General features: G+C 47.6%; 6 protein-coding genes. All 6 read left to right on the forward strand.

Translation table 11 applies throughout. From position 1 onward, the window contains the following. A partial coding sequence (locus tag C7R91_RS09435; RefSeq protein WP_106786181.1) for a non-ribosomal peptide synthase/polyketide synthase occupies window positions 1–18980 on the forward strand: 18980 nt, incomplete at its 5' end. An 83-nt stretch (window positions 18981–19063) separates the two neighbouring features. Continuing rightward, window positions 19064–20845: an ABC transporter ATP-binding protein gene (locus tag C7R91_RS09440; RefSeq protein ID WP_047069312.1), complete on the forward strand. Its 1782-nt coding sequence runs from the start codon at window positions 19064–19066 to the stop codon at window positions 20843–20845. A gap of 2 nt (window positions 20846–20847) precedes the next feature. Next, window positions 20848–22647 (forward strand): ABC transporter ATP-binding protein, encoded by a 1800-nt coding sequence (locus tag C7R91_RS09445; RefSeq protein ID WP_047069313.1) that lies wholly within the window; start codon window positions 20848–20850, stop codon window positions 22645–22647. Continuing rightward, window positions 22644–23351, forward strand: a complete 708-nt coding sequence (locus C7R91_RS09450) for a 4'-phosphopantetheinyl transferase family protein (RefSeq protein WP_047069314.1) — start codon at window positions 22644–22646, stop codon at window positions 23349–23351. The genes C7R91_RS09445 and C7R91_RS09450 overlap by 4 nt, the downstream gene beginning before the upstream one ends. 30 nt (window positions 23352–23381) lie before the next feature. Further along, window positions 23382–24110: a thioesterase II family protein gene (locus C7R91_RS09455; protein ID WP_047069315.1), complete on the forward strand. Its 729-nt coding sequence runs from the start codon at window positions 23382–23384 to the stop codon at window positions 24108–24110. Window positions 24111–24161: 51 nt separating this feature from the next. Beyond that, window positions 24162–25745 (forward strand): lipase family protein, encoded by a 1584-nt coding sequence (locus C7R91_RS09460; RefSeq protein ID WP_047069316.1) that lies wholly within the window; start codon window positions 24162–24164, stop codon window positions 25743–25745. Window positions 25746–25767: the final 22 nt, after the last annotated feature.

Below are 25767 nucleotides of genomic sequence, written 5' to 3' on the forward strand. Positions count from 1 at the left end.
ACGCGGCCCTTTATAAAGGGGAGCCAATTCCACGGGAAGCAACCAAACCATATAGCGAATACATCAAATGGCTGGATAAGCAAAACAAAGAGGAGGCGCTCACTTACTGGGAAAACTACCTCGAAGGCTTTGACCATCAGGCTGATTTCCCCAAGAAGAAGCATGTGGCGGAGGATCGTGCTTATCTGCATATCGATTCTCATTTCACCATATCTCCTGAGAAGACGCAGCAATTGATGCAAATTGCCAATCAAAATCAGGCCACTATGAGCAGTGTAGTTCAATCCCTCTGGGGCATTTTGGCGAGCAAGTACAAAAATTCGGACGATATTGTATTCGGTTCTGTTGTATCTGGTCGTCCTCCCCAGATCCAAGGCATTGAGAGCATGGTTGGCTTGTTCATTAATACGATTCCAACTCGAATCCAAACGAACGGACAGCAATCGTTCAGCGAGCTGCTTAAGACTGTTCAAAAGCAGGCCTTGTCGTCTGCTGCCTATGATTTTGCCCCTCTTTATGAGATTCAGAGTAAAACACAACTGAAGCAGGAATTGATTGATCATTTGGTGACGTTTGAAAACTACCCGGATAATTCCTTGAAGCACATGGAGGATTCCCTAGGTTTTCAGTTCACTGTTGAAAACGGAGAAGAGCAGACCTCCTATGATTTTAACGTAGTAGTAGCTATCGCACCTTGGAACGAATTGTATGTGAAGTTGAGCTATAATGCAGCGGTTTATGAGCAGGCATTCGTAGACAGAGTGGAAGGCCATTTGAAAACCGTCATCGACCAAGTCATTCACAACCCTGATGTGCTGCTTCAAGATATCGGGATCATCACAGATGAGGAAAAACAGCAATTGCTGGTAGCTTATAACGACACAGCAGCTGAATATCCGCGGGACAAAATGATTTTTGAGCTCATCGCAGAGCAAGCAGGCCAAACGCCAAATAAAATAGCGGCTGTCTGCGGGGATGAAAGCCTTACATATCAGGAGCTTTGCGAACGTTCGAACAAGTTGGCCAGAGCTCTTCGCGAGAGAGGAATTACCCAAGGCAGCATCGTCTCGATTATGGCGGAGCATTCGCTGGAGTTGATTGTGGCAATCTTGGGAGTCTTACAGTCAGGCGGAGCCTATTTGCCGATTGATCCAGAGTATCCGATAGAGAGAATTCAGTATTTATTGGAAGACAGTCAAACGACGATTCTCTTAACGCAGTCTCAGCTTCAAGAAAAAATCGAGTTTAAAGGGGATATCCTTTATCTCGACAATCCCTCCTTGTATGAAGGTGACAGCACGAATCTTGTTACCGAGTGCACACCTGATGATTTGGCTTACATGATCTATACGTCTGGCTCCACTGGGAATCCGAAAGGTGCGATGATTACCCATCAAGGTCTGGTCAATTACATTTGGTGGGCTAACAAGGTGTATGTCGAGGGTGAAGCTGTAGACTTTCCGCTCTACTCTTCCATTTCATTTGATTTGACCGTCACCTCGATCTTCACACCACTTATTTCGGGCAACACCATCTATGTTTACAGAGGAGCAGACAAGGTACAGGTCATTTTAGACATCATCCAAGACAATAAAGTGGGAATCATCAAGCTGACACCCACTCATCTGAAGCTGATTGAAGAAATAGACGGCTGGAAGAGCAGCATCAGACGGTTTATTGTCGGTGGTGAGAACTTGCCAACTCAATTGGCGAAGAGAATCTATGAGAACTTTGGACAGAATGTCAAGATTTTCAATGAGTATGGACCTACCGAAACAGTTGTGGGCTGCATGATATATTTGTATGACCCAGAAAAACCCATTCAAGAATCAGTACCAATCGGAGTCCCCGCAGACAATGTCCAGCTTTATTTGCTAGATTCCTCCATGCAGCCGATACCCGTTGGCTCCATTGGTGAAATGTATATATCTGGAGATGGAGTAGCTAAAGGATATTTCAATAGACCAGAACTGACCCAGGAAAAGTTCATCGATAATCCGTTCCGTCCGGGGACCAAAATGTATCGAACAGGCGATCTGGCGAAATGGCTGCCCGACGGCCATATGGAATACTTGGGAAGAATCGACCATCAAGTCAAAATTCGTGGGCATCGGATTGAGATGGGCGAAATTGAGAAGCGTTTGACGCAGCATGAATGGATCAAGGAAGCCGTCGTTATCGCTGAAAAGGATGACAGTGGTCAAAATGTGCTCTATGCCTACATGGTTTCCGAGCAGGAGTTGACCGTATCTGAACTACGAGAGTATCTGGGAAGTACGCTTCCTTCCTACATGATCCCGTCCTTCTTTGTCCGTCTGGAGGAAATTCCGCTGACAGCCAATGGAAAAGTAGAGCGGAAGAAATTGCCGAAGCCTGACGGTGCAGTTGTTACTGGAACAGCGTACGTCGCTCCTCAGAATGAAACGGAAACAAAATTAGCTGAGATTTGGCAACAGGTCCTGGGGGTTAGCCGAGTAGGCGTTCACGATCATTTCTTTGATTTGGGCGGGCATTCACTGAAGGCCATGACCGTCATCTTTCAAGTCTCCAAAGCGTTGGAAGTGGATTTGCCAGTAAAGGCACTGTTCGAGAACCCGACCGTAGCCGAGCTGGCTGCCTTTATCTCGAAATCGGGGAAAAGCAAGTACACAGCCATTCAACCGGTTGAGGTCAAAGAATTTTATCCCGTATCTTCTGCTCAAAAAAGAATGTATATTCTTCAGCAATTTGAAGGAAGTGGCATCAGCTATAACATTTCGGGTGCAATGTTGCTGGAAGGAAAGCTGGATTACGATCGTTTTGCGAGCACCGTCCAACGACTGGCGGAGCGCCACGAAGCCTTGCGCACCTCCTTCCACCGTATCGATGGCGAACCTGTACAGAAAGTCCATGATGAGGTAGAAATCCCAATCCTGATGCTGAAGTCTACGGAAGACAAGGCGGAGCAGATCATGCGAGATTTCGTCCGTCCTTTTGACCTCGGAATCGCTCCGTTGATTCGAACAGGCTTGGTCCAGTTGGGCAAAGACCGTCATTTGTTCCTGCTCGACATGCACCATATCATCTCGGACGGTGTTTCGTCCCAAATTTTGCTGAGTGAATTTGCCAAGTCGTACCAAGGGGAAGCCTTGCAGCCTCTTCCTCTCCAATACAAGGATTTCGCTGCCTGGCAAAATGAGCTGTTCCAGACGGACGTGTACAAGAAGCAGGAGCTCCACTGGTTGAATACGTTTGCTGATGAAATACCTTTGCTCAATCTGCCGACTGATTATTCGCGTCCAACCATTCAAAGCTTTGAAGGGGATCTTGTGCTTTTTGACACAGGAAAAGAATTGACGGAGCGTTTGCGCCAGGTGGCAACAGATACGGGAACAACCCTGTATATGGTCTTGCTCGCGGCTTATTATGTGCTCCTGTCCAAGTATTCCGGTCAAGAGGATATCATTGTAGGCACGCCTGTCGCTGGTCGTTCCCATGCCGACGTAGAAAATATTATGGGGATCTTTGTGAATACGTTGGCGATGAGAAATCAGCCTGCGTGCGACAAAACCTTTACGCAATTCTTGCAGGAAGTGAAACAAAATGCGCTGGCGGCCTATGACAATCAGGATTATCCATTTGAAGAGCTGGTGGAAAAGCTGGCGATTCAACGTGACATTAGCCGAAATCCTTTGTTTGACACCATGTTTTCTTTGGAAAATGCAAATCAGCAGTCACTGCAAATCGAGCAGCTTACAGCAGCTCCGTATGAGTTGTTTAACAAAATTTCAAAGTTCGATCTTGCTTTGAATGCGAGTGAATCGCAATCCGACATTCAATTCCAATTCGTATTTGGAACGAAGCTGTTCAAGAAAGAAACCATCCAAAGAATGGCCCATCATTATCTGGAAATCTTGCGTACCATTCCTGCACAGCCGAATGCCAAGTTAGCAGAAATCGACATGATGACAGAAGCAGAAAAACGTGCTCTCATCCTGAACGTCAACGATACTTTTGTCGAACGTTCCGCAGATCAGGTTTTGCATCAATTGTTTGAAGAGCAAGTAGTGCTTACGCCAGATCAAATAGCTGTAGCCTATAACGGATACACCTTGACCTACCGCCAGTTGAACGCCCGGGCCAATCAAGTAGCTCGTTTGCTTCGGAGTAAAGGAACGCAACCAGATACATTGATCGGAATTATGGTAGACCGTTCCATCGGGATGGTCGTGAGCATGTTGGCTGTCTTAAAAGCAGGTGGTGCGTATACGCCAATTGATCCTACATACCCGCCAGAAAGAATCCAATACATGCTCAGCGACAGCAAAGCTCCGATTCTACTGACACAGCGTCATTTGAAAGAGACAGTAGAGTATGCAGGAGAAATCATCGACGTAGACGATGAAGCGATTTATGCAGGTGACGATACCAATCTTGACAATGTCAATGGCAGGGATGACTTGGCCTATGTCATCTATACATCTGGATCGACAGGAAATCCGAAAGGGGTTATGATCGCGCATCAAGCGATTTGCAATCACATGCTGTGGATGAAGAATGCCTTCCCACTGCGTACAGAAGATGCTGTCCTGCAAAAAACGCCGTTTTCCTTCGACGCTTCCGTATGGGAATTTTATTTGCCGCTGATTACGGGGGGACGCCTGGTACTGGCAAAGCCGGACGGACATCGAGACATCGAGTACATGACTCGCATAATCAGGGAAGAGAAGATCACAACTTTACAGATGGTTCCTTCCTTGCTGGACCTGATCATGACCGAACCGGGATGGAGCTCTTGCACGAGCTTGCAACGCGTATTCTGCGGTGGAGAAGCACTAACACCTGCACTTGTTTCGCGCTTTTACCAGACGCAAACGGCCCAGTTGATTAACCTCTATGGTCCTACAGAATCCACGATTGATGCGACATACTGGATTTGCCCTCGTTTGCCGGAGTATGGTGTGATTCCCATTGGCAAACCGATTGATAACGTCCGTTTGTACGTCGTAAATGCGAGCAACCAGCTCCAGCCTATAGGGGTTCCAGGAGAACTGTGCATTGCTGGCGATGGTTTGGCCCGCGGCTACTGGAATCGTGAAGAACTGACAGCAGCCAGCTTCATTGACAATCCGTTTGAACCGGGGAGTAGGATGTACCGCACTGGAGACATGGTAAGGTACCTAGCCTGCGGCAACGTGGAATATCTCGGACGCATCGACCATCAGGTCAAAATCAGAGGCCACCGGATCGAACTGGGTGAGATCGAAGCAAGACTTTTGCAGCATGAATGGGTAAAAACGGCTATTGTCCTTGCCCGTCCAGATGAAAAAGGGCAAAACAACCTGTACGCCTATATCGTTTCCGATCGGGAAATCAAGACAGCCGACCTGAGAGCTTATATGGCGTCCCATTTGCCAGCTTATATGGTTCCTTCTTATTTTGTTTATTTGGAGAAGCTGCCGCTCACAGCAAATGGCAAAGTGGATCGCAAAGCATTGCCTCAACCTGAGGGAGCAATCTCATCTGAAGCCGTGTTTGTAGCGCCGCGCAATGAAGTGGAAGCCACGCTCGCAGACATTTGGCAAAGTGTACTTGGCGTGAACCCAATCGGGGTACACGATCATTTCTTCGAGTTGGGCGGACATTCCTTAAAGGCGATGAATGTCATCTCTTTGATCCATCGTACCCTTCAAGTAGATGTGCCGTTGAAAACATTGTTTGAATCGCCTACGATTGCTGACTTGTCAGCATATATCGCTACTGCTGGCAAAGGCAAGTATACGACGATTGAACCTGTTCAAAAGCAGGAGTATTACTCCCTGTCTTCTGCCCAAAAGAGAATGTTTATTCTCCGACAAATGGAAGGTGCAGGTATCAGCTACAACATGCCGGGCCTCTTGTACATCGATGGCAAGCTGGATACAGAGCGTTTGCAACAAGCTCTCAAAAGTTTGGTGAGACGCCATGAATCTCTGCGCACCTCGTTCCATTCCATGAAAGGAGAGACTGTTCAGCGCGTACATGAAGATGTCGAGCTGGCAATCTCGTTGATGGAGTCAACAGAGGGAGAGCTCAAACAAATCGTCGAGCAATTTATTCAACCGTTCGATTTGGAAAAAGCTCCACTAATGCGCGCTGGACTTGTCAAACTGGCTCCAGAACGCCATCTTTTCATGCTGGATTTTCACCATATTGTCGTCGATGGGGTATCGATTGGCATTTTAGTTCAAGAGCTTGCTCAGCTTTATCATGGGGAAGAGCTGCCAGAACTGAACATTCAGTACAAGGACTATGCCCATTGGCAGAATCAATGGTTCGAGACGGAAGAGTTTGCTGCTCAGGAAGCCTATTGGATCGATGCCTTTGCGGGAGAAATTCCTGTATTAAATCTTGCAACGGATTATCCGAGACCTTCTGTGAAAAGCTTCGAGGGTGAGCGGTTGGTTTTCGGCTCCGGTGCCCTTTTGAAAAAAGAACTGAATCGACTTGCCCAAGGTACAGGAGCTACGCTCTACATGGTTTTGCTGGCGGCCTACAATGTACTCCTTTCCAAATACTCTGGACAAGAGGACATTATTGTTGGTGCGCCTACCGCTGGGAGGTCCCATGCAGAAACGGATTCGATCATCGGTATGTTTGTCAATACACTGGCATTGCGAAACGAGCCAGTGGGGGCTAAGACCTTCCTTAGCTTTTTGGCAGAAGTAAAAAACAATACGCTGAAAGCCTTTGAGAATCAGGATTATCCACTGGATGAGCTGATCGATAAGCTGAACATTCAACGGGATCTGAGCCGCAATCCTTTATTTGACACCGTATTTATCTTGCAAAATATGGATCAGAAGCCCTTCGAAATGGAGCAACTGACGTTTACACCCTATATGGCCGAAGTGAATCAGGCCAAGTTTGATCTGTCATTAGAGGCGTACGAAGAAGATGAGGAGATCATCTTTAGCCTTGATTACTGCACCAAATTATTTACAAGAGAGACGATTGAAAAAATAGCGGCACATTTCATTCGAATCCTTCATGCAGTTATTGAGCAACAAACCATTACCTTATCCGAAATTACGATGCTTTCTGATGAAGAAAAGCATCGCTTGTTAGTAGAATTCAACCAAACGCATACGGAATATCCGCAGAACAAGACACTACATGAGCTGTTTGAGGAGCAAGTGGACAAAACACCACTGGTTGCTGCGGTTGAAATTGGCGATAAGCAGATGTCCTATCGCGAATTGAATGAGCGAGCAAACCAGCTTGCTGTTACCTTGCGTGAACGGGGAGTAAAGGCTAACGAATTCGTAGGAATCATGGCAAACCGTTCTGTAGAAATGGTTGTGGGAATCATGGCCATTTTGAAAGCAGGTGGAGCCTATGTGCCTATCGACCCCGAATATCCAGAAGATCGTGTGGCCTACATGCTGGAGGATTCCGAAGCCCGTCTGGTGCTTACCCAAAAACATCTTGGAGCTAAGCTGGCTTCTAGTGTGAGGGTGGAATGCTTGTATCTGGAGGAAGAGAAAAACTATTCTCCCAACCGTTCGAATCTCGAGCCGATTCAATCCGCTTCCGATTTGGCTTATGTCATCTATACATCGGGGACAACTGGCAAGCCAAAAGGAGTAATGATCGAGCATCGTAGCATTGTCAACAGCGTGTTGTGGAAAAAAGAGGAGTATCAGTTTAGCGTCCAGGATAGAAATCTGGTGCCTCTGTCCTTTGCCTTTGACGGCTTTGTTCTTTCCTTCTTTACACCGATTCTTTCCGGTTCAACCGCCGTCTTGGCGAAGGATGAAGAAGCCAAAGACCCTGTCTCTCTCAGAAAACTCATTGCAGCTGCGAGATGCACCCAAATGACATGCGTGCCAAGTTTATTCCAAGCGATATTGGAATGCGGTTCTGCTGCGGATATCAGCTCCCTGCAAACCGTCACACTAGGGGGCGAAAAAGTATCTGCACAGCTCGTTGAGAAGAGCAACCAGCAGAATCCGCAACTGGTCATCGCCAATGAATACGGTCCGACAGAAAGCAGTGTCGTCGCCACGTGGCAGCGAATTTCGCAACTGGATTCTACAATAACGATCGGACGTCCCATTGCCAATACCAGCATCTATATCGTGGACAAATTCCATCAGCTACAGCCAATCGGCGTCATCGGGGAAATTTGCATCGGTGGCCACGGTTTGGCACGTGGATATTGGAACAAGCCGGAACTCACAGCGGAGAAGTTCGTTTCTCATCCGTATTTGGAAGGCGAGCGCATGTACAAGACGGGAGATCTAGGAAAGTGGCTCCCTGACGGAACGATTGAATTTATCGGTCGCTTGGATGAACAGGTAAAAATAAGGGGATATCGGATTGAGATCGGCGAGATTGAGTCGGTTATGCTCTCCTTTGAAAAGCTGACTTCGGCTGTCGTGATTGTCCATGAAGATCAACAGGGCCAAACGTCGCTTGCTGCTTATTTTACGGCAGAAGAAAAGCTTGAAGTCTCGAATCTGTGGACGTATCTGGCACAAAGCTTGCCGTCTTACATGATTCCTGCGTACTTGATTCAGCTCGATCATCTCCCGCTTACTCCAAATGGAAAGATTGACAGGAAAGCCTTGCCGAAACCAGAAGGCAGACCTGTAACGGGAGCAGAATATGTGGCGCCAACAAGTCCAGTGGAAAGCAGGCTGGTGGAGATTTGGGAACAGGTGCTTGGACTAAGTGAAATCGGTGTCCTCGACAACTTCTTCCAGATAGGCGGGCATTCCTTGAAAGCCATGTCGCTCGCCGCACAGATCCATCGAGAGTATCAAGTCGAGCTTCCACTCAGAGTGCTCTTTGCGACACCTACCATCCAGGCATTGGCACAGTATATCGAGACAAGTGGGAAAGATACGCATATACCGATCCAGCCTGTACCGGAGCAAGCGTATTATCCCGTTTCTTCTGCACAAAAGAGGATGTTTGTCCTGCGCCAGTTTGAAGGAACAGGCACAGTCTATAACATGCCAAGTGTGATGTTTATTGAAGGCGATCTGGATCATGCACGCTTTGAAACCGCGATACAAGGGCTGGTCAAGCGGCACGAATCGTTTCGGACATCCTTCCACACAGTGAATGGCGAGCCTGTTCAGCGTGTACATGAGACAGTCGAACTGGATGTTAGCTATGAGGATTTGACCGAAGACCAGGTCGAGCAAACCATCGAATCATTTGTGCAAGCATTTGATCTGGAGAAGGCTCCGTTATTGAGGGTCGGACTCTTCAGATTGGGAGAGAAGCGACATCTTTTCCTGATGGATATGCATCACATCATTTCGGATGGGGTATCTGTAGGAATCATCATGGAAGAATTCTCGAAGCTGTATCGAAACGAATATTTGCCAGAGCTTACTGTTCAATACAAAGATTTTGCTGTCTGGCAGACTGATCTATTCCAAACAGACATCTATACAAAGCACGAGAACTACTGGTTGAAGTCCTTCGCGGGTGACATTCCGGTGCTGAATCTGCCCAGCGATTATTCTCGCCCGCTGGTTCAAAGCTTTGAGGGAGATTGCATTACGTTCCAGACAGACAAAACGCTGATGGACGATTTATACAAGCTCGCCCATGAGAACCAAACCACGCTGTTTATGGTCTTGTTAGCAGCTTACAATGTACTCCTTTCCAAATACAGCGGCCAAGAAGACATCGTAGTGGGAACGCCGATTGCCGGCAGATCGCATGCGGATGTAGAAAAAGTCTTGGGGATGTTTGTCAATACATTAGCTTTGCGAAACTATCCTGAAGGAACGAAATCGTTCCAGGCATTTTTGGAAGATGTCAAACAGAATACGCTGCAAGCATACGCCCATCAGGATTATCCGTTTGAAGCGTTGGTCGAAAAACTGGAAATCCAGCGTGATCTTAGCAGAAACCCACTGTTTGACACCATGTTTATTTTGCAAAACCTGGACAAAAAAGCTTATGAGCTGGATGGGCTGAAATTTGAAGCCTACTCCGGAGATGGGCAGCAAGGTAACGCCAAATTCGATCTCACACTGGAAGCGCATGAGGATGAGACAGGAATTCATTTTGGGCTCGTATACTCCACGAAATTGTTCCAAAGAGACACGATGGAAAGAATGGCAGGTCATTTCCTCCAGGTGCTGCGAGGAGTCATCGCGGACCAAACAGCGGCGTTGCATGAAATCAATCTGCTCGATGAGGAAGAAAAACACCTTGTAACTGTTGCATTCAACAACACGTTTGCCGCGTATCCACGTGAAAGCACGATTCAGGAGCTGTTCGAGGAGCAAGTAGAAAGAACACCCGAGCATACTGCGGTTGTGATGAATGAACAGATGCTGACGTATCGGGAGCTGAACCAAAAAGCAAATCAGATCGCAAGTGCTCTTCGCCGATTGGAAGTAGGAAGAGACAGCGTTGTAGGTTTGTTGGCAGATCGTTCTCTCGAGATGATCACAGGCATTATGGGGATCATCAAAGCAGGAGGCGCCTACTTAGGGATTGACCCAGAGCATCCAGGTGAGCGCATTTCTTACATGCTCGAAGATGGCGGCGTGAAGGTTGTCCTTGTTCAAAGACATCTGTTGCATCTCGTCGAAGAAGGTCTCATTCCAATCGTTTTGGAAGACGAGAGTCTGGAGCAAGAAGATGACAGCAACCTGACCAATTTCAATGACGCCAAAGACTTGGCCTATGTGATGTACACGTCGGGTTCAACGGGAAAACCAAAAGGTGTCATGGTAGAGCATCGCAATGTCACCCGATTGGTCAAAAATACGAATTACGTTCAGGTACGCGAAGAAGATCGCATGATTCAAACGGGCGCTATTGGCTTCGACGCCATGACGTTTGAGATTTTCGGAGCTCTGTTGCATGGGGCTGGCTTGTTCCTCGTGAGCAAGGATGTTCTGTTGGATGCGGAGAAGCTGGGCAGCTTCCTGCGAGAGAATCGGATTACAACGATGTGGTTAACTTCACCACTGTTTAACCAGCTTTCGCAAGACAACCCGGCGATGTTTGAAGGTTTGCGTGCGTTAATCGTCGGTGGCGAAGCACTGTCGCCAAGACACATCAACAAAGTGAACAGCACCCATCCCGCTTTGGAAATTTGGAACGGATACGGCCCGACAGAAAACACAACTTTCTCTACATGCTATTTGATTGAGAAGGAATTCGAAGACAATATTCCGATTGGGAAACCGATCACGAACTCCACTGCCTATATCGTGGATCGCTACAATCAGCCGCAGCCAATCGGGGTGCCAGGTGAACTGTGCGTAGGTGGAGATGGGGTAGCCAGAGGTTATTTGAACAAGCCGGAATTAACCGCCGAGAAGTTTGTTCCGAATCCGTTTGTTTCTGGTGAAAACATGTACCGCACAGGGGATTTGGCAAGATGGAAGGCGGATGGAACGATTGAGTATTTGGGACGTATCGACCAACAGGTAAAGATCAGAGGATATCGGATCGAGCTTGGGGAAATCGAGAGCGTTCTGACCAATCTGGAAAAGGTAAAAGAAGCTGTTGTTACGGTGATGGATGATACGAACGGCCAAAAAGCTCTCTGCGCTTATTTTGTTCCAGAAGAGGAACTCGACGCAGCAGAGCTGAGAGAGGCTATTTCCAAAGAATTGCCTAGCTACATGGTTCCATCCTTCTATGTTCAAATGGATAAACTGCCTTTGACGGCAAACGGGAAGGTCAATCGTAGAGCTTTGCCTGAACCATCTGGGGATCGGGTACAGAGCTCCACATATGTCGCCCCGCAAAACGCAACTGAGCAGAAGCTGGCTGAAATTTGGCAAGAGGTTCTGGGTATTCATCCGATAGGCATACACGACAACTTCTTTGAACTGGGTGGTCACTCCCTGAAGGCTATGAATGTAATCACGCAGGTGCATAGAGCATTTCAGGTAGAGCTTCCGTTAAAAGCACTGTTTGAATCTCCTACGATCCATGAGCTGGCTGCTTATATCACTGCGAGTGAAATTGAACAGTTCGAGACCATCCAACCAGTAGAGCAAGCAGACTTTTACCCAGTCTCGTTCGCTCAAAAAAGAATGTACATCCTGCATGAGTTTGAAGGAAGCGGGATCAGCTACAACGTGCCAAATGTGTTGATCATAGATGGCCAACTGGATTACAAACGATTTGAACATGCGATCCGAACACTAGTAAAACGGCATGAATCCTTGCGAACATCCTTCCATTCGAAAAACGGGGAACCCGTGCAACGAGTCCATGAGGATGTCACGCTGCTCATCGGTATTTCCGAGGCGACAGAAGACCAAGTAGAGCAACGCATTCAGGAGTTGGTTCAGCCGTTTGATCTCGAGGTGGCTCCGCTGTTCCGGGTGCACTTGTTGAAGCTGGGAGCAGAACGACACTTGTTCTTCATGGATATGCACCACATTATCTCCGATGGTGTATCGCTTGCAGTCATCGCCAAGGAGTTTGCGAGCTTGTACGAAGAAAAGCAGCTCCCTGACATGCGTATCCAGTACAAAGATTTTGCTGCTTGGCAGACGAAGCTGTCCCAGTCTGAGCGTTTCCAAAAACAGGAGGATTATTGGACGAATGTCTTTGCAGGGGAGATTCCGTTACTCAACCTGCCAAATGATTTCCCAAGACCTACTGTTCAAAGCTTCGAAGGCGACACGGTAGCGATCGGTACAGGAAAGCACTTGCTTGCGGAGTTACGACAACTCGCTGCAAATACGGGCTCCACACTGTTCATGGTGCTTTTAGCGGCCTACAATGTGCTGCTGTCCAAATACGCAGGACAGGAAGAAATCGTAGTCGGTACACCGATTGCAGGTCGATCCCACGCAGATGTGGAACGAATCGTCGGCATGTTTGTCAACACGCTTGCCTTGAAAAATGTGGCAGGAGGCAGCCTGACCTTCCGCGAGTTTTTGGGTGACGTAAAACAAAATGCGCTGCAAGCGTTTGAACATCAGGACTATCCGTTTGAACATCTCGTAGATAAGTTGCAAGTACGGCGCGATTTAAGCCGAAATCCATTGTTTGATACGATGTTCAGTCTGGGGCTTTCGGACTCCTCTGCATTCGAAATTGCTGGACTCAACATGTCTGCTTATCCGGTAGATGGCAAGATCGCGAAATTCGATATCGCTCTGGATGCGATGGAACAACAGGATGAGCTTCTCGTGCAGTTCAATTATTGCACGAAGTTGTTTACAAAAGAATCGATCGACCGCATGGCAACTCATTACGTCAATCTTCTACAGACGATCATTGCCAATCCAGATCGCAAGCTGGCAGAGATCAATGTTTTGTCAAAGGATGAGATGGAGCAAATGCTGCATGATTTCAATGCAACAAAAGCCGCTTATCCAACAAATAAAACGTTCCAGGAGCTATTCGAGGAGCAGGTCGAAAAAACACCGAACCAGGTGGCTGTCATCTTCGAGGATGAGCAGCTAACGTATCGGGAATTAAATGAAAAAGCGAACCAACTCGCACGTGTTTTGCGCCAAATGGGAGTCAAGCCAGAGAGCAATGTCGGCATCATGGTAGACCGCTCCTTGCACATGGTGGTAGGGACGCTCGGTATTTTGAAAGCCGGCGGCGCATACGTCCCGATTGATCCAGACTATCCGTTGGAGCGTCAAGCATTCATTTTGGAAGATAGCGATGCGAAGCTGTTCCTTACCTTGCAAAAGATGAATACACAGCTTGCATTCCCGTACGAAACTCTCTATCTGGATGAAGAGGGGTTGTATCAGGGAGAAGCGAGCAATCTGGAGCCTGTGGCACTGCCGGAACATGCCGCTTACATCATTTATACTTCCGGTACGACTGGCAAGCCAAAAGGGGTCGTGATCGAGCACCGGAGCTATGCGAATGTCGCGTTTGCATGGCAGGATGAGTATCACTTGGATACCTTCCCGGTTCGTTTGCTGCAAATGGCGAGCTTCGCCTTCGACGTATCGACTGGCGACTTTGCCAGAGCATTACTGACAGGAGGGCAACTGGTCATTTGCCCGAATGAGGTCAAAATGGACCCTGCTTCCTTGTACGAAATCATCAAGCGGTATGAAATTACTATTTTTGAAGCGACGCCAGCTTTGATCATGCCGTTGATGCATTACATTTACGAAAATAAGCTCGACATCAGTCAGATGAAGCTCCTGATTCTCGGAGCAGACAGTTGTCCGGCAGAAGACTTCAAGACCTTGCTCGCCAGATTCAGCCAGACGATGCGCATTGTTAACAGTTATGGAGTAACAGAGGCATGCATCGATTCCAGCTATTACGAAGAAACAGATGTCTCATCCATTCGCTCGGGAACGGTACCGATCGGAAAACCGCTGCCGAATATGCAGATGTATGTGATGGATCAACAATTGAATCTTCAACCTGTTGGAGTCGTGGGTGAGTTGTGCATCGGTGGAGCAGGGGTCGCTCGCGGTTATTTGAACAGACCTGAGCTGACGCAGGAGAAGTTCGTACCGAATCCTTTCGCACCAGGTGAACTCTTGTACCGTACGGGTGATCTGGCGAAATGGCGCGCGGATGGCAATGTAGAATTCCTGGGTCGTAACGATCATCAAGTGAAAATCAGGGGTGTACGTATCGAGCTGGGTGAAATCGAGACACAGCTACGCAAGCTGGACGGAATCTTGGAAGCAGTTGTCATCGCGCGAGAGGATCACAGACAAGAAAAGTATTTATGCGCGTACATGGTCGCAGAACATGAGATCGACACAGCACAAATACGTAAGGAATTGCTGAAAGAATTGCCTCAAGCGATGATTCCATCGTATTTCGTAACGCTTGAAGCGCTGCCGCTTACCGCAAATGGGAAAATCGACAGACGTTCCTTGCCGGCGCCAGATGTATCCATGCTTAGAACAACGGAGTACGTAGCACCTCGTACGGAATTGGAAGCACAATTGGCTCGCGTATGGGAGCAAGTGCTGAATGTGGAGCAAGTAGGGGTTCTGGATGATTTCTTTGCAATTGGCGGTCATTCCCTGCGTGCGATGAGTGTGATTTCGAGCATGCATAACGAATATCAAGTCGATATTCCACTTCGTGCTTTGTTCGAAAAACCGACGATTCAGCAATTGGCTGCACACATCGAAGAGACAGCAAGAGGATATGTCATTTCGATTCAACCAGCACCTGGGCAAGAGTATTATCCTGTTTCATCTGCTCAAAAGCGCATGTATATTCTCCATCAGTTCGAGGGAGTCGGCATCAGCTACAATATGCCTTCCACTATGCTGATCGAAGGAAAGCTGGAACCGGAACGATTAGAGACAGCGTTCAAGCAGCTGATTGCGCGACATGAAAGTCTTCGTACCTCTTTTGCCGTTGTAAATGGAGAACCTGTTCAGAAGATTCACGAGGAAGTTTCTTTTGAGCTTTCGTATACAACGATTACAGAAGACCAGGTACATGGGGTTCTTTCATCCCTTGTTCAGCCATTCGATCTGGGGGTAGCGCCGTTGCTTCGCGTCCGTCTCTTGCATATTGGAGAAGATCGTCATGTGCTCTTTACCGACATGCATCATAGCATTTCCGACGGTGTATCCTCCGGCATTCTCCTGTCTGACTTGGTGAAGCTGTACCAAGGGGATGTTTTGCCAGAGCTGCGAATCCAGTACAAAGACTTCTCCGTATGGCAACAGGAGCTTTTCCGATCCGATGCCTTCAACAAGCAAGAAGAGTACTGGGCTCAAGTGTTTGCAGACGACATTCCAGTGCTGAACCTGCAAACGGATTTCACCCGACCAAGCATTCAAAATTTTGCAGGGGATCAGTATGCCATCGGAACTGGTAAACAACTCATGGAAGGCTTGAAACAGCTGGCTCGAGAAACGGGAACGACACTGTACATGGTGCTCCTCGCGACGTACAACGTACTGCTTTCCAAGTATTCCGGGCAAGAGGACATCATCGTGGGCACACCGATTACAGGCAGATCCCATGCTGATCTGGAACCAATCGTCGGTATGTTTGTCAACACATTGGCGATGAGAAACAAGCCGCATGCCGGGAAAACCTTCTCCGAATTGTTGCTGGAGGTCAAGCAGAATGCATTGGATGCTTACGCTCATCAGGATTATCCGTTTGAGGAGCTGGTGGAAAAACTGGACATTCCGCGAGACTTAAGCAGAAATCCGCTCTTCGACACGATGTTTACTGTGCAAAACACCACGGATGAATCTATCGAATTGCGCGGCTTGACACTCGCTCCGTTCATGACTGATCAGGCTGGCAACCATTCCAAATTTGATTTAACGGTGATTGCCACAGAAGAGCGTGAAGAGATTCGCATAGGTGTGGAGTACAGCACAAGCTTGTTTACAAGAGAGACAATTCAACGATTAAGCAACCACTTCATGGCTATTGCCCAAATCGTTGTGCAAAATCCGAATATCCGCTTGAGTGAAATCGACATGCTCTCGACGGATGAGAAGCAGCAAATTTTCGAGAAGTTCAATGATACAGCTGTTGACTATGTACAAGACAAAACGCTGTATCAATTATTCGAAGAGCAAGTCGCGAAGACGCCAAATCAGGAAGCCATTCTCTTTAACGGTCAGTCACTGACTTACAGCGAGCTCAATGAGCGGGCCAACAGACTGGCAAGAGTTCTGCGCACCAAGGGAGTCGGATCTGATCGTCTGGTAGCAGTCATGGCGGAGCGTTCACCAGAGATGATCATTGGCATCCTCGGTATTTTAAAGGCAGGCGGAGCGTATGTACCAATCGACCCAGCGTATCCACAAGAACGCATCCAGTACCTGCTTGCGGACAGCAACGCAGCACTGCTTCTCTGCCAATCTCATTTGTCAGAACTATTGTCTCGCGTGTCGAGCGGGCTTGACTGGCTTGATCTGAACGCAGAGCTTGATGTGGAGATGGATGGCTCCAATCTCTCATCACTCAATCAACCGACCGATCTCGCCTATGTGATCTATACATCGGGTACGACCGGTAAGCCGAAGGGCGTCATGATTCCGCACCAGGGAATCGTTAATTGCTTGCAGTGGAGAAGAGATGAGTATGGATTCAGACCGGGAGACAAGGCGTTGCAGGTATTCTCTTTTGCCTTCGATGGATTTGTAGCCAGCTTGTTCGCTCCGCTTCTCGGAGGTGCTACTTGCGTCTTGCCGAGAGAGGAAGAAGCCAAAGATCCGGTAGCGCTGAAAAAGCTGATTGCCCAGGCGGGAGTTACACATTATTACGGTGTACCGAGTCTGTTCCAGGCGATTCTGGATTGCTCGACTGCTGCCGACTTCTCTCCTCTGCGTTGCGTAACATTGGGAGGCGAGAAACTGCCTCCGCAGCTTGTGCAAAAAACGAAAGAAAAGCATCCAGCAATCGAGATCAACAATGAATACGGTCCGACCGAAAACAGCGTTGTCACCACCATCTCTCGTTCGATTGAAGCAGGGCAGGATATCACGATTGGACGACCGCTAGCCAATGTACAGGTTTATATCGTAGATACGCAACATCAGTTGCAACCGATCGGCGTAGTGGGAGAGCTATGCATCGGCGGACCTGGACTTGCAAGAGGTTATTTGAATAAACCGGAGCTCACACAAGAAAAGTTCGTTCCGAATCCGTTTGTGCCAGGGGAGCTCATGTATAAAACGGGTGACTTGGTGAAATGGCGGACAGATGGCACGATCGATTACATCGGCCGGGCTGATGAACAGGTGAAGGTGAGAGGTTACCGCATCGAGATCGGGGAAATCGAGAGCACGATACTCGCTTACGATGGCATCGATCAAGCAGTGGTGGTTGTGCAAGAGGATGACGTAACGGCCGGACAGTATCTTTGCGCTTATTTCGTCCCAGCAGCAGAGATATCCGTTTCCGAGTTGAGAAGGCATCTGGCGAAGGAACTGCCTGCTTACATGGTTCCAAGCTATTTCGTTCAGTTGGAGCAACTTCCACTCTCGGCCAATGGAAAAGTGGATCGCAAAGCGTTGCCGAAGCCAAAGCCATCGGATGCGGCCACTCGTGAGTTCGTGGCACCAAGGACTGCGACCGAACATCAATTGGCTGCCATCTGGCAGGAAGTTTTGGGGATAGACCCGATCGGCATCACTGACCATTTCTTTGAACTGGGTGGACATTCATTGAAAGCAACGCTGTTGGTTGCAAAGGTGTATGAGTACATGCAGATTGAACTGCCGTTGAACCTCATCTTCCAGCATCCAACGATTGAGAAGGTAGCGGATTTCATCACGCACAAGAACTTTGAAGGCAATTCCGCTGGTGCCATTCTCTTAAATGAAGAGGCGGCGAGAAAGGTATTCTGCTTTACGCCGATTGGAGCCCAAAGTGTCTATTACAAGAAGCTTGCTGACGAAATCAAGGGCGTCTCCCTGCATAGCTTTGATTTCATCGAAGAAGACAATCGACTTGAGCAGTACATCAAGGCCATCGTGGCGATTGATCCAAAAGGACCTTATACGCTCATGGGATATTCCTCGGGAGGCAATCTGGCTTTTGAAGTCGCAAAAGAACTGGAGAACCAAGGATATGTCGTGACCGACCTCATCTTGTTCGATTCGTACTGGAAAGACAAGGTGATGGAGAGGACTTTGGCGGAAACGGAAAGTGACATTGCCCAGTTATTTGCCGAAATCGGAGAGAACATCGAGATGTTCAACATGACGCAAGAAGACTTCAATTTGTACGCTGCCAATGAATTCGTCAAGCAAAGCTTCATTCGGAAAACGGTCAACTACGTGATGTACCACAATCAACTGATCAATACGGGTGCAACGAACGCAGCGATCCATCTCATTCAATCAGAGCTGGAATCGGGCGAGGAAGATTTAGTCGCAGTCAAATGGAATGAAGCCGCTTGGACACAGGCTACGAAACGACTGATGACGTACGAAGGGTACGGAATTCACTCCAGAATGTTGGGAGGAAATTACGTGTCGATGAATGCCTCTATCCTCCGAGACATCCTGCAAGAGCTGTTCATTCTGAAATAAGATCGCGGCTTTGTGATGATTCCCCTTGGGAACGCGTTTTCCAAGGGGAGTTCATCCAATACATCCTTGGAGAGGAGCAGCAAATGATTTTTACCAAGCAAGCTCAGCACAGAAAGAAAGAGCCCGTGTTTGGCTGGGTACTCTCATATGTAAAGCCTTATCGAGGTTGGGTCTTGATCTGTATCATTGCCTCGCTCCTAGTGGCTGTGGCAGACATTTGGATGGGAATCCTGATCAAAACCATGGTCGAACATACGAACAACTTCGACAAGCTGGTCAGTATTGCCCTCATCATTTTTTGTCTGACCATTGTCGGCTTTCTCTCAAAATATTTCATCACATATTCAGCAGCTAGATTCAGTTCAAGTGCCATGAGAGATTTGAAAAACAGCATGGTTTCTCATCTTGAAAAAATCCCCATGTCCACTATGGATAAATATCATTCCGGCGATCTCGTTTCGCGCTTAACAACGGATGCCCAAATCTTGCAAAGTTTTTTGCAAAAGCATTTTTTCCAGTTTTTTTATTTGCCAGTTGTTTTTGTCGGAGCTCTTGGACTATTGTTGACAATCAATTGGAAGTTAATTATCTTTAGCGTCGCAATCCTGCCTGTTGCTATTGCAATCACAGGATGGATGAGCAGACCGATTCAAAAATATTCGGAGCAAATGCAGGACCATCTGGGTCAAACGAACGCGATCGCGCAGGATACGCTCTCCGGGATTCACATGGTCAAAGCTTTTCAATTGGAAGGCGTCCTGTATCGTAAATACCATGCGGGTATGAAGCAGGTTTTGAAAAATGCGTTCCAGGCAGAGAAGAAGCGCGCGTGGATGACAGCACCAGGGATATTATTGTTTTCTTCCCCAATCCTGTTTTTTGTCGCTTATGGTGGGTACTTGATTCAGGTGGGAGAATTGGATCTGGGCAGCTTGGTCATTTTCAGCTATTTGCTTCACTTTATTATCGAACCACTTTCACTCGCCCCCGTGTTGTTTGCCCAAGTACAAGAGATTTCTGGTGCAGCAAAGCGGCTGCAAGAAATTTTTTCACAGCCAGTCGAACAAAATGATCAGCCTGCGATTCCTGTTGATCCACAAGCGATTCCTGTACAGTTTGAGAACGTTACGTTTGGCTACGAACAGGCAAGGATTCTTGATCATGTTAGCTTTACGCTATATCCGAACAAGACCGTTGCGTTAGTAGGGGCCAGCGGAAGTGGAAAGAGCACCATCATGAAATTGCTGTGCGGGTTTTATCAAATGGAACCAGGCAACGGAAGACTGAATGTTTTCGGGCATTCCATGTCGGATTGGAATATGCCGGACATGCGGAGCTATCTTTCCATGGTTTCTCAGGAAACGACGCTATTCCCCGTGTCTATTGCAGAAAATATCTCATATGGACGCATTCATGCGACACAAGACGAGATCATCGCAGCGGCAAAAGCAGCCAATGCGCATGACTTCATCATGGAGCTGCCGCAAGGATATCAAACAAAAGTGGGGGAACGCGGCTCTCGTTTATCCGGAGGACAGAAACAGCGCCTCGCCATTGCCCGAGCGATTTTGAAGGACGCCCCGATTCTGCTGCTGGATGAACCAACGTCTGCTTTAGATACAGAATCGGAAGCTTTGGTACAGGAAGCACTGGAAAATGTGATGAAAAATCGGACTGTTCTCGTCATTGCTCATCGACTGTCTACGATAAAAGACGCGGATGAAGTGCTTGTTTTGGAGCAAGGACAAATTGTTGAACGAGGCACACACTATGATTTGCTTGCCCAAGGCGGCGTTTACACCAGATTGTATCAGAAACAGTTTGCCACAGAGATGCATAGCTCGCTGGCAGCAGGGGGGGTATAGGCATGTTCATCCAGAATTTGATGCGGGAACTACTTCAACTGCTGTCGTTTATGAAATCGAAAAAGCGAGCGTATATTTTGGGGCTCGTGGGTGACGGAATCGGTCAAGCTGCTGTATTGGTATCCTTGCCTTTTGTGTTCAAGGACTTGACGGATTTTGCGAACACAAAAGACCCTGCTTTATTAACCAGAGCGATTATCACAATGGCTGTGATGTTCCTCTTGCTGAGTATCCTGTCTCCATTTTTTAGTTACATCTATCGTCGATGCGTTCGTGAGCTAATTGTCAACATTCGGCTTCAAGTCTATCAACGATTAAGCAAGCTGCCTTTCGATTACTATGAGCAGCACCATTCGGGAGATACGATGTCGAGACTGGGCAACGATGTGGTCCTCATGGAAAACGCGTACGCAGAGCAATTGAAAACATTGAGTATTATCCTGCTGTCGCTGATCGGCTCGATCTTAGGTATGTTTGCTATGGATTGGAAAATTGCCGTTGTCCTATTGCTCGTAAGCGCATTGACTCTGTATGTGAATACGCTGTTTGCCAAGTCAGTACGGCGCATTGGAGATCGAATGCAGCAGCAGATGGGGATTGGGACAGAAAGATTGAACGATTTTTTGTCCGGGTTGCCCATCATCAAAATGTTTCATTTACATAACGTTGTGACCGCACGTTACACGGAAGCAAACGAAGAAGTAGCTTCGTCTGCTATCAAGCAAGGGCATAAACAAGGATTATTGGAAGGAACCAATTTTTTCATCCAATTTGTAAGCTTCGGGGGAATGCTTGTTTTTGGAATCATGATGGTTTCCAAACAAATAATCGGGTTGGGCGTGCTGGTCGCTCTCGTTCAACAACAGATGCTTGTGACACTGGCATTTCTCCAGCTTGGCCAAGTCATCACAGCGTTGCAGAGCTCGCTTGCAGGCGCTTCTCGGGTCGTCGATTTTCTGAAGGAACCTCTCGAACCAGAAGAGTATCAGAAGAGCTCCGACAAACACCAGCATTGCGAAAGCATGCTGAAGCTGGAGCAGGTCGTTTTCGGATACAACGATGCTACAAATGTGCTGGATGGTGTTTCGTTGCGAGTCGAGCAAGGTCAAATGGCTGGGCTAGTCGGAACGAGTGGAAGTGGAAAAAGCACCGTCATGAAGCTTCTGCTGGGGTATTACCCACCTGTGAGCGGCTCTCTCTATTTACTGGGCAAGCCCATGGGAGCTTATTCTCTCGCAGAAATAAGAAGCTTGATCTCGTACGTGCCTCAGGATGCCTTTTTGTTCGAAGGAACCATCGAAGACAATATTCGTTACGGCTGCTTGGATGCTTCGGAAGAGGATGTCATCAAGGCAAGCAAAGCGGCGTATGCGCATGATTTTATTATGGAACTGTCAGATGGCTACCAGACAAAAACAGGAGAGCGCGGTGCCAAGCTATCTGGCGGACAGCGTCAGCGAATTGCCATTGCCAGAGCTATCCTGAAAAATGCACCGATCCTTCTATTGGATGAAGCAACCTCCGCTCTGGATGCTGAATCGGAATATTGGGTGCAGCAAGCATTAGCTGCTCTCATGAAAGATAAAACAGTACTCGTTATCGCTCATCGCCTGTCGACAGTGGAGGATGCCGATGTGATTTACGTGATGGATCAAGGAAAGGTCATCGAGCAAGGGGCCCATGTCGAGTTAATGCAGTACAACGGCACGTATGCCAACTTGTATGAAGTGCAGCAGCGAAAGGATCGAGCAGAACAAGTCAGTAGTCTTGAATTGACAGAAAGAAGAGTGAGTGCTACATGATTGCCATTTACGCTTTGAAATGTCCTGCTGTCATGGAGAAAGAGTTGTTCAACCAATTTTTGCAAGCACTACCCGAAGAAAAACGGGAACGGGTCAACCGTTTCAGAAATCCCGCTGATTCCTATCGGGCGTTGCTCGCTGACGTGCTCGTACGCTCTCTCATTTGTGAAGCCTACGAGATTTCCAATGACGAAATCGAGTATGACTACAATGCATACGGAAAACCTTTTTTGAAATCATTTCCCAACTTCTGCTTTAACGTCTCGCATTCCGGAGAATGGGTGGTCTGCGCCACGAATGATTCGCAGGTGGGGATTGATGTGGAGCAAATATGTCCAATTGATTTGGATATTGCCACTCATTATTTTGCACCAGCCGAAGTAGAAGATCTCTTGGCAAAACATCCGGATGAACAGGTTTCCTATTTCTACGACCTTTGGACTTTGAAGGAGAGTTATATAAAAGCGAGAGGCATGGGGCTGTCTATCCCGTTACAATCATTCGCCATTCGAAAAAACCTAGACCAATCGATTACGATATCGCAAAATGATTCGCGCGATGCTTGGTCATTTCATCAGTATGAGATCGATCCAGGCTACAAATTGTCAGTATGCGCGACTACCAATCAGTTTGCTGCTCAAGTAGTCATGAAGGATTTACAAGATGTACATCAGGCCATTTTTCATAGAAAGATGTCGAGGTAATCACGTAATGAGGAAAGGGCGGGGAAAGAGATGAAATTGTTCTGCTTTCCGTACGCAGGTGGGCTTCCCAGCATCTATTACGGTTGGAAGCGGGTACTGTCGCCAGCGTTATTGGAAATTGATCCATTCGAGGTGCGGCCTTCATTACAGAACGATAGCATGGTTCTTTCCACTTCGTTTTATGAGGTCTTGGAGGATGTATACAAACGGATCACGCCAGAGCTGGGGGAAGAACCTTTTGCTTTTTTTGGCCACAGCATGGGCGGATTAATCGCGTTTGAACTGACGCGAAAGCTGTTGCAGAATGGAAAGCCACTGCCCCAGCACGTGTTCCTGTCTGCATCCCGCGTGCCACATGCCTATCACAAAATGGTGAAAACATACAACCTGCCGCATAACGAGTTCATCAATTCGCTACGTACACTTGGGGGTACTCCCAATGAAGTTTTGGATAATCACGAGCTCTTGGAGCTATTTTTGCCTACGATTCGCGCTGATTTCCAGGCTGTGCAGACATACGAAATGAATAACGAGCTTCCCAAACAAATCCCTGTCAACATGACGGTTTTGTTTGGGAAAGAAGATTCTATTGAAATCCAAGATATTGTGGCGTGGCGAGACTATTGCGGGCGAGAATGCAAATTTTACCCCATGCCTGGTGGGCATTTCTTTATTCATCAGCAAATGAATACGATCCTAGTGATCATTCAAGACACATTGAAGATAGAACAGGCGGTTGCAATCCGTACGCAATTCTAGCGATTGTGTACGGCAACAATAAATCCTAAGGTGAAGGTTGGTGTTCTTTTTATGAATCAGAAAGCACTATCTCGTTTGCTGGCGGCTGTTACATTATCAACGGCGCTAGTCTACCCGCAAGCAGCAAGCGCCGCAGCTCCAGCTCCGGTTTTGCATGACGACAATCCAAGTGGTCATTTTGGTGACTGGTACACAGGTGCAGTTCCTCCCAACGCATCCGACGACAAGCCCGTGATCCTGTTTGTCCAAGGTCTGCACTCCACCTACAATACCTGGTATACAACAGACGGATTTTATGATGCAGCCTATAACGCCGGGTATCGTACCGCCTTTGTACAGTTGAAGGACGCGGATGGCACTGGTGGCAACATGTGGACAAACGGAGCCAAGCTCGCCGAAGTCATCAAAAAGGTCGCAAATTATTATGGTGTTTCCAAAATCAATATTATTGCACATTCCAAAGGTGGCATCGATACGCAGACAGCACTCGTCCACTATGGCGCGCATCCGTATGTCAACGTTGTTCACCAGCTTTCTACACCAAACAAAGGTTCAGAATTGGCTGACATGGCTTACAGCAATTGGGCGGGATGGCTCGCTGACATTCTTGGCAAAAAAGACGATGCCGTGTATTCCCTGCAAACATCATATATGGCCAACTTCCGCGCGCAGACTGACAACCGAAGCGAAAATAGTTCTACAAAGACATACATGGCAGCCGGAACAGGGGATGATGGCTGGTTTAGTGCTACCTGGTTTGCTCATGCGGTTCTTCCTGGTGAAGATGATGGAGCCGTTTCCGTTGAGTCTGCCTTCGGTTTGCCTTATGGGATCAAGAGCTTTACAAAAGACATTTCCCACGGTCAAATAGCGAAAGCCTCGCAAACATGGGATCTGGTCCAGCCTAAATTGCAAAAGTCCTCGATTCGCGAACGTGCAAATAAAGTAAGCAAAGAAAAATTAAAAGAAGCCACTGTGGAAGAGAGCTCCGTCATTCTCCGAGGCGGCGAAGTGGAAGACAACGCCTCCGAAACATTTTTCCTGGAGAGCGGAATCGATAAACTGAGTCTTGACACGATGACCTCGTCAGAAGACACCATTGTGACCTTGATCAGTCCGTCCGGCAAAGAGTATGAGGCGGATATTAGTAAACAAAGCGAATCAGACGATGAACCCGAGATATTCAAAGATGCGGTTCATCACTTCATTGAAGTAGAGGAGCCTGAAGCAGGAGAATGGACACTTGAAGTAGAGGGCTCTGACGACGCCTTTTTCATGGTTGGTTCGGTGGATGGCGGAGAAGAAGCGAAAGTAAAAGCGAGCAAAAAGGTATTCAAGAAAGGCGACAAAGCGAAGATTTCCGTCGACCTGGGCAAAAACGAAATTGATCAATCGTTACTGGAAAAAGCAAACCTGACTCGTTCAATGAACGGCGAAAAAGCGAGCGTCCTTGATGAAGTGAAGTTTGCCGTAAAAGAAGATGAGCTAACTGGCAATTTTACCGTGCCGACGAAGCCAGGTGTTTATAATCTCTCCTTTGACGTAACTGGCATCAATGAGAATGGCGAACCATTTACACGCTCTATTAATTACAACTTTGCGGTAACAAATAGTGATGGAGAATTAGAAAAATAAGAGCAAACCATTTCACGGCCCT

Origin of the sequence: Brevibacillus formosus (assembly GCF_003013405.1) — a bacterium.
GTDB lineage: Bacteria > Bacillota > Bacilli > Brevibacillales > Brevibacillaceae > Brevibacillus > Brevibacillus formosus.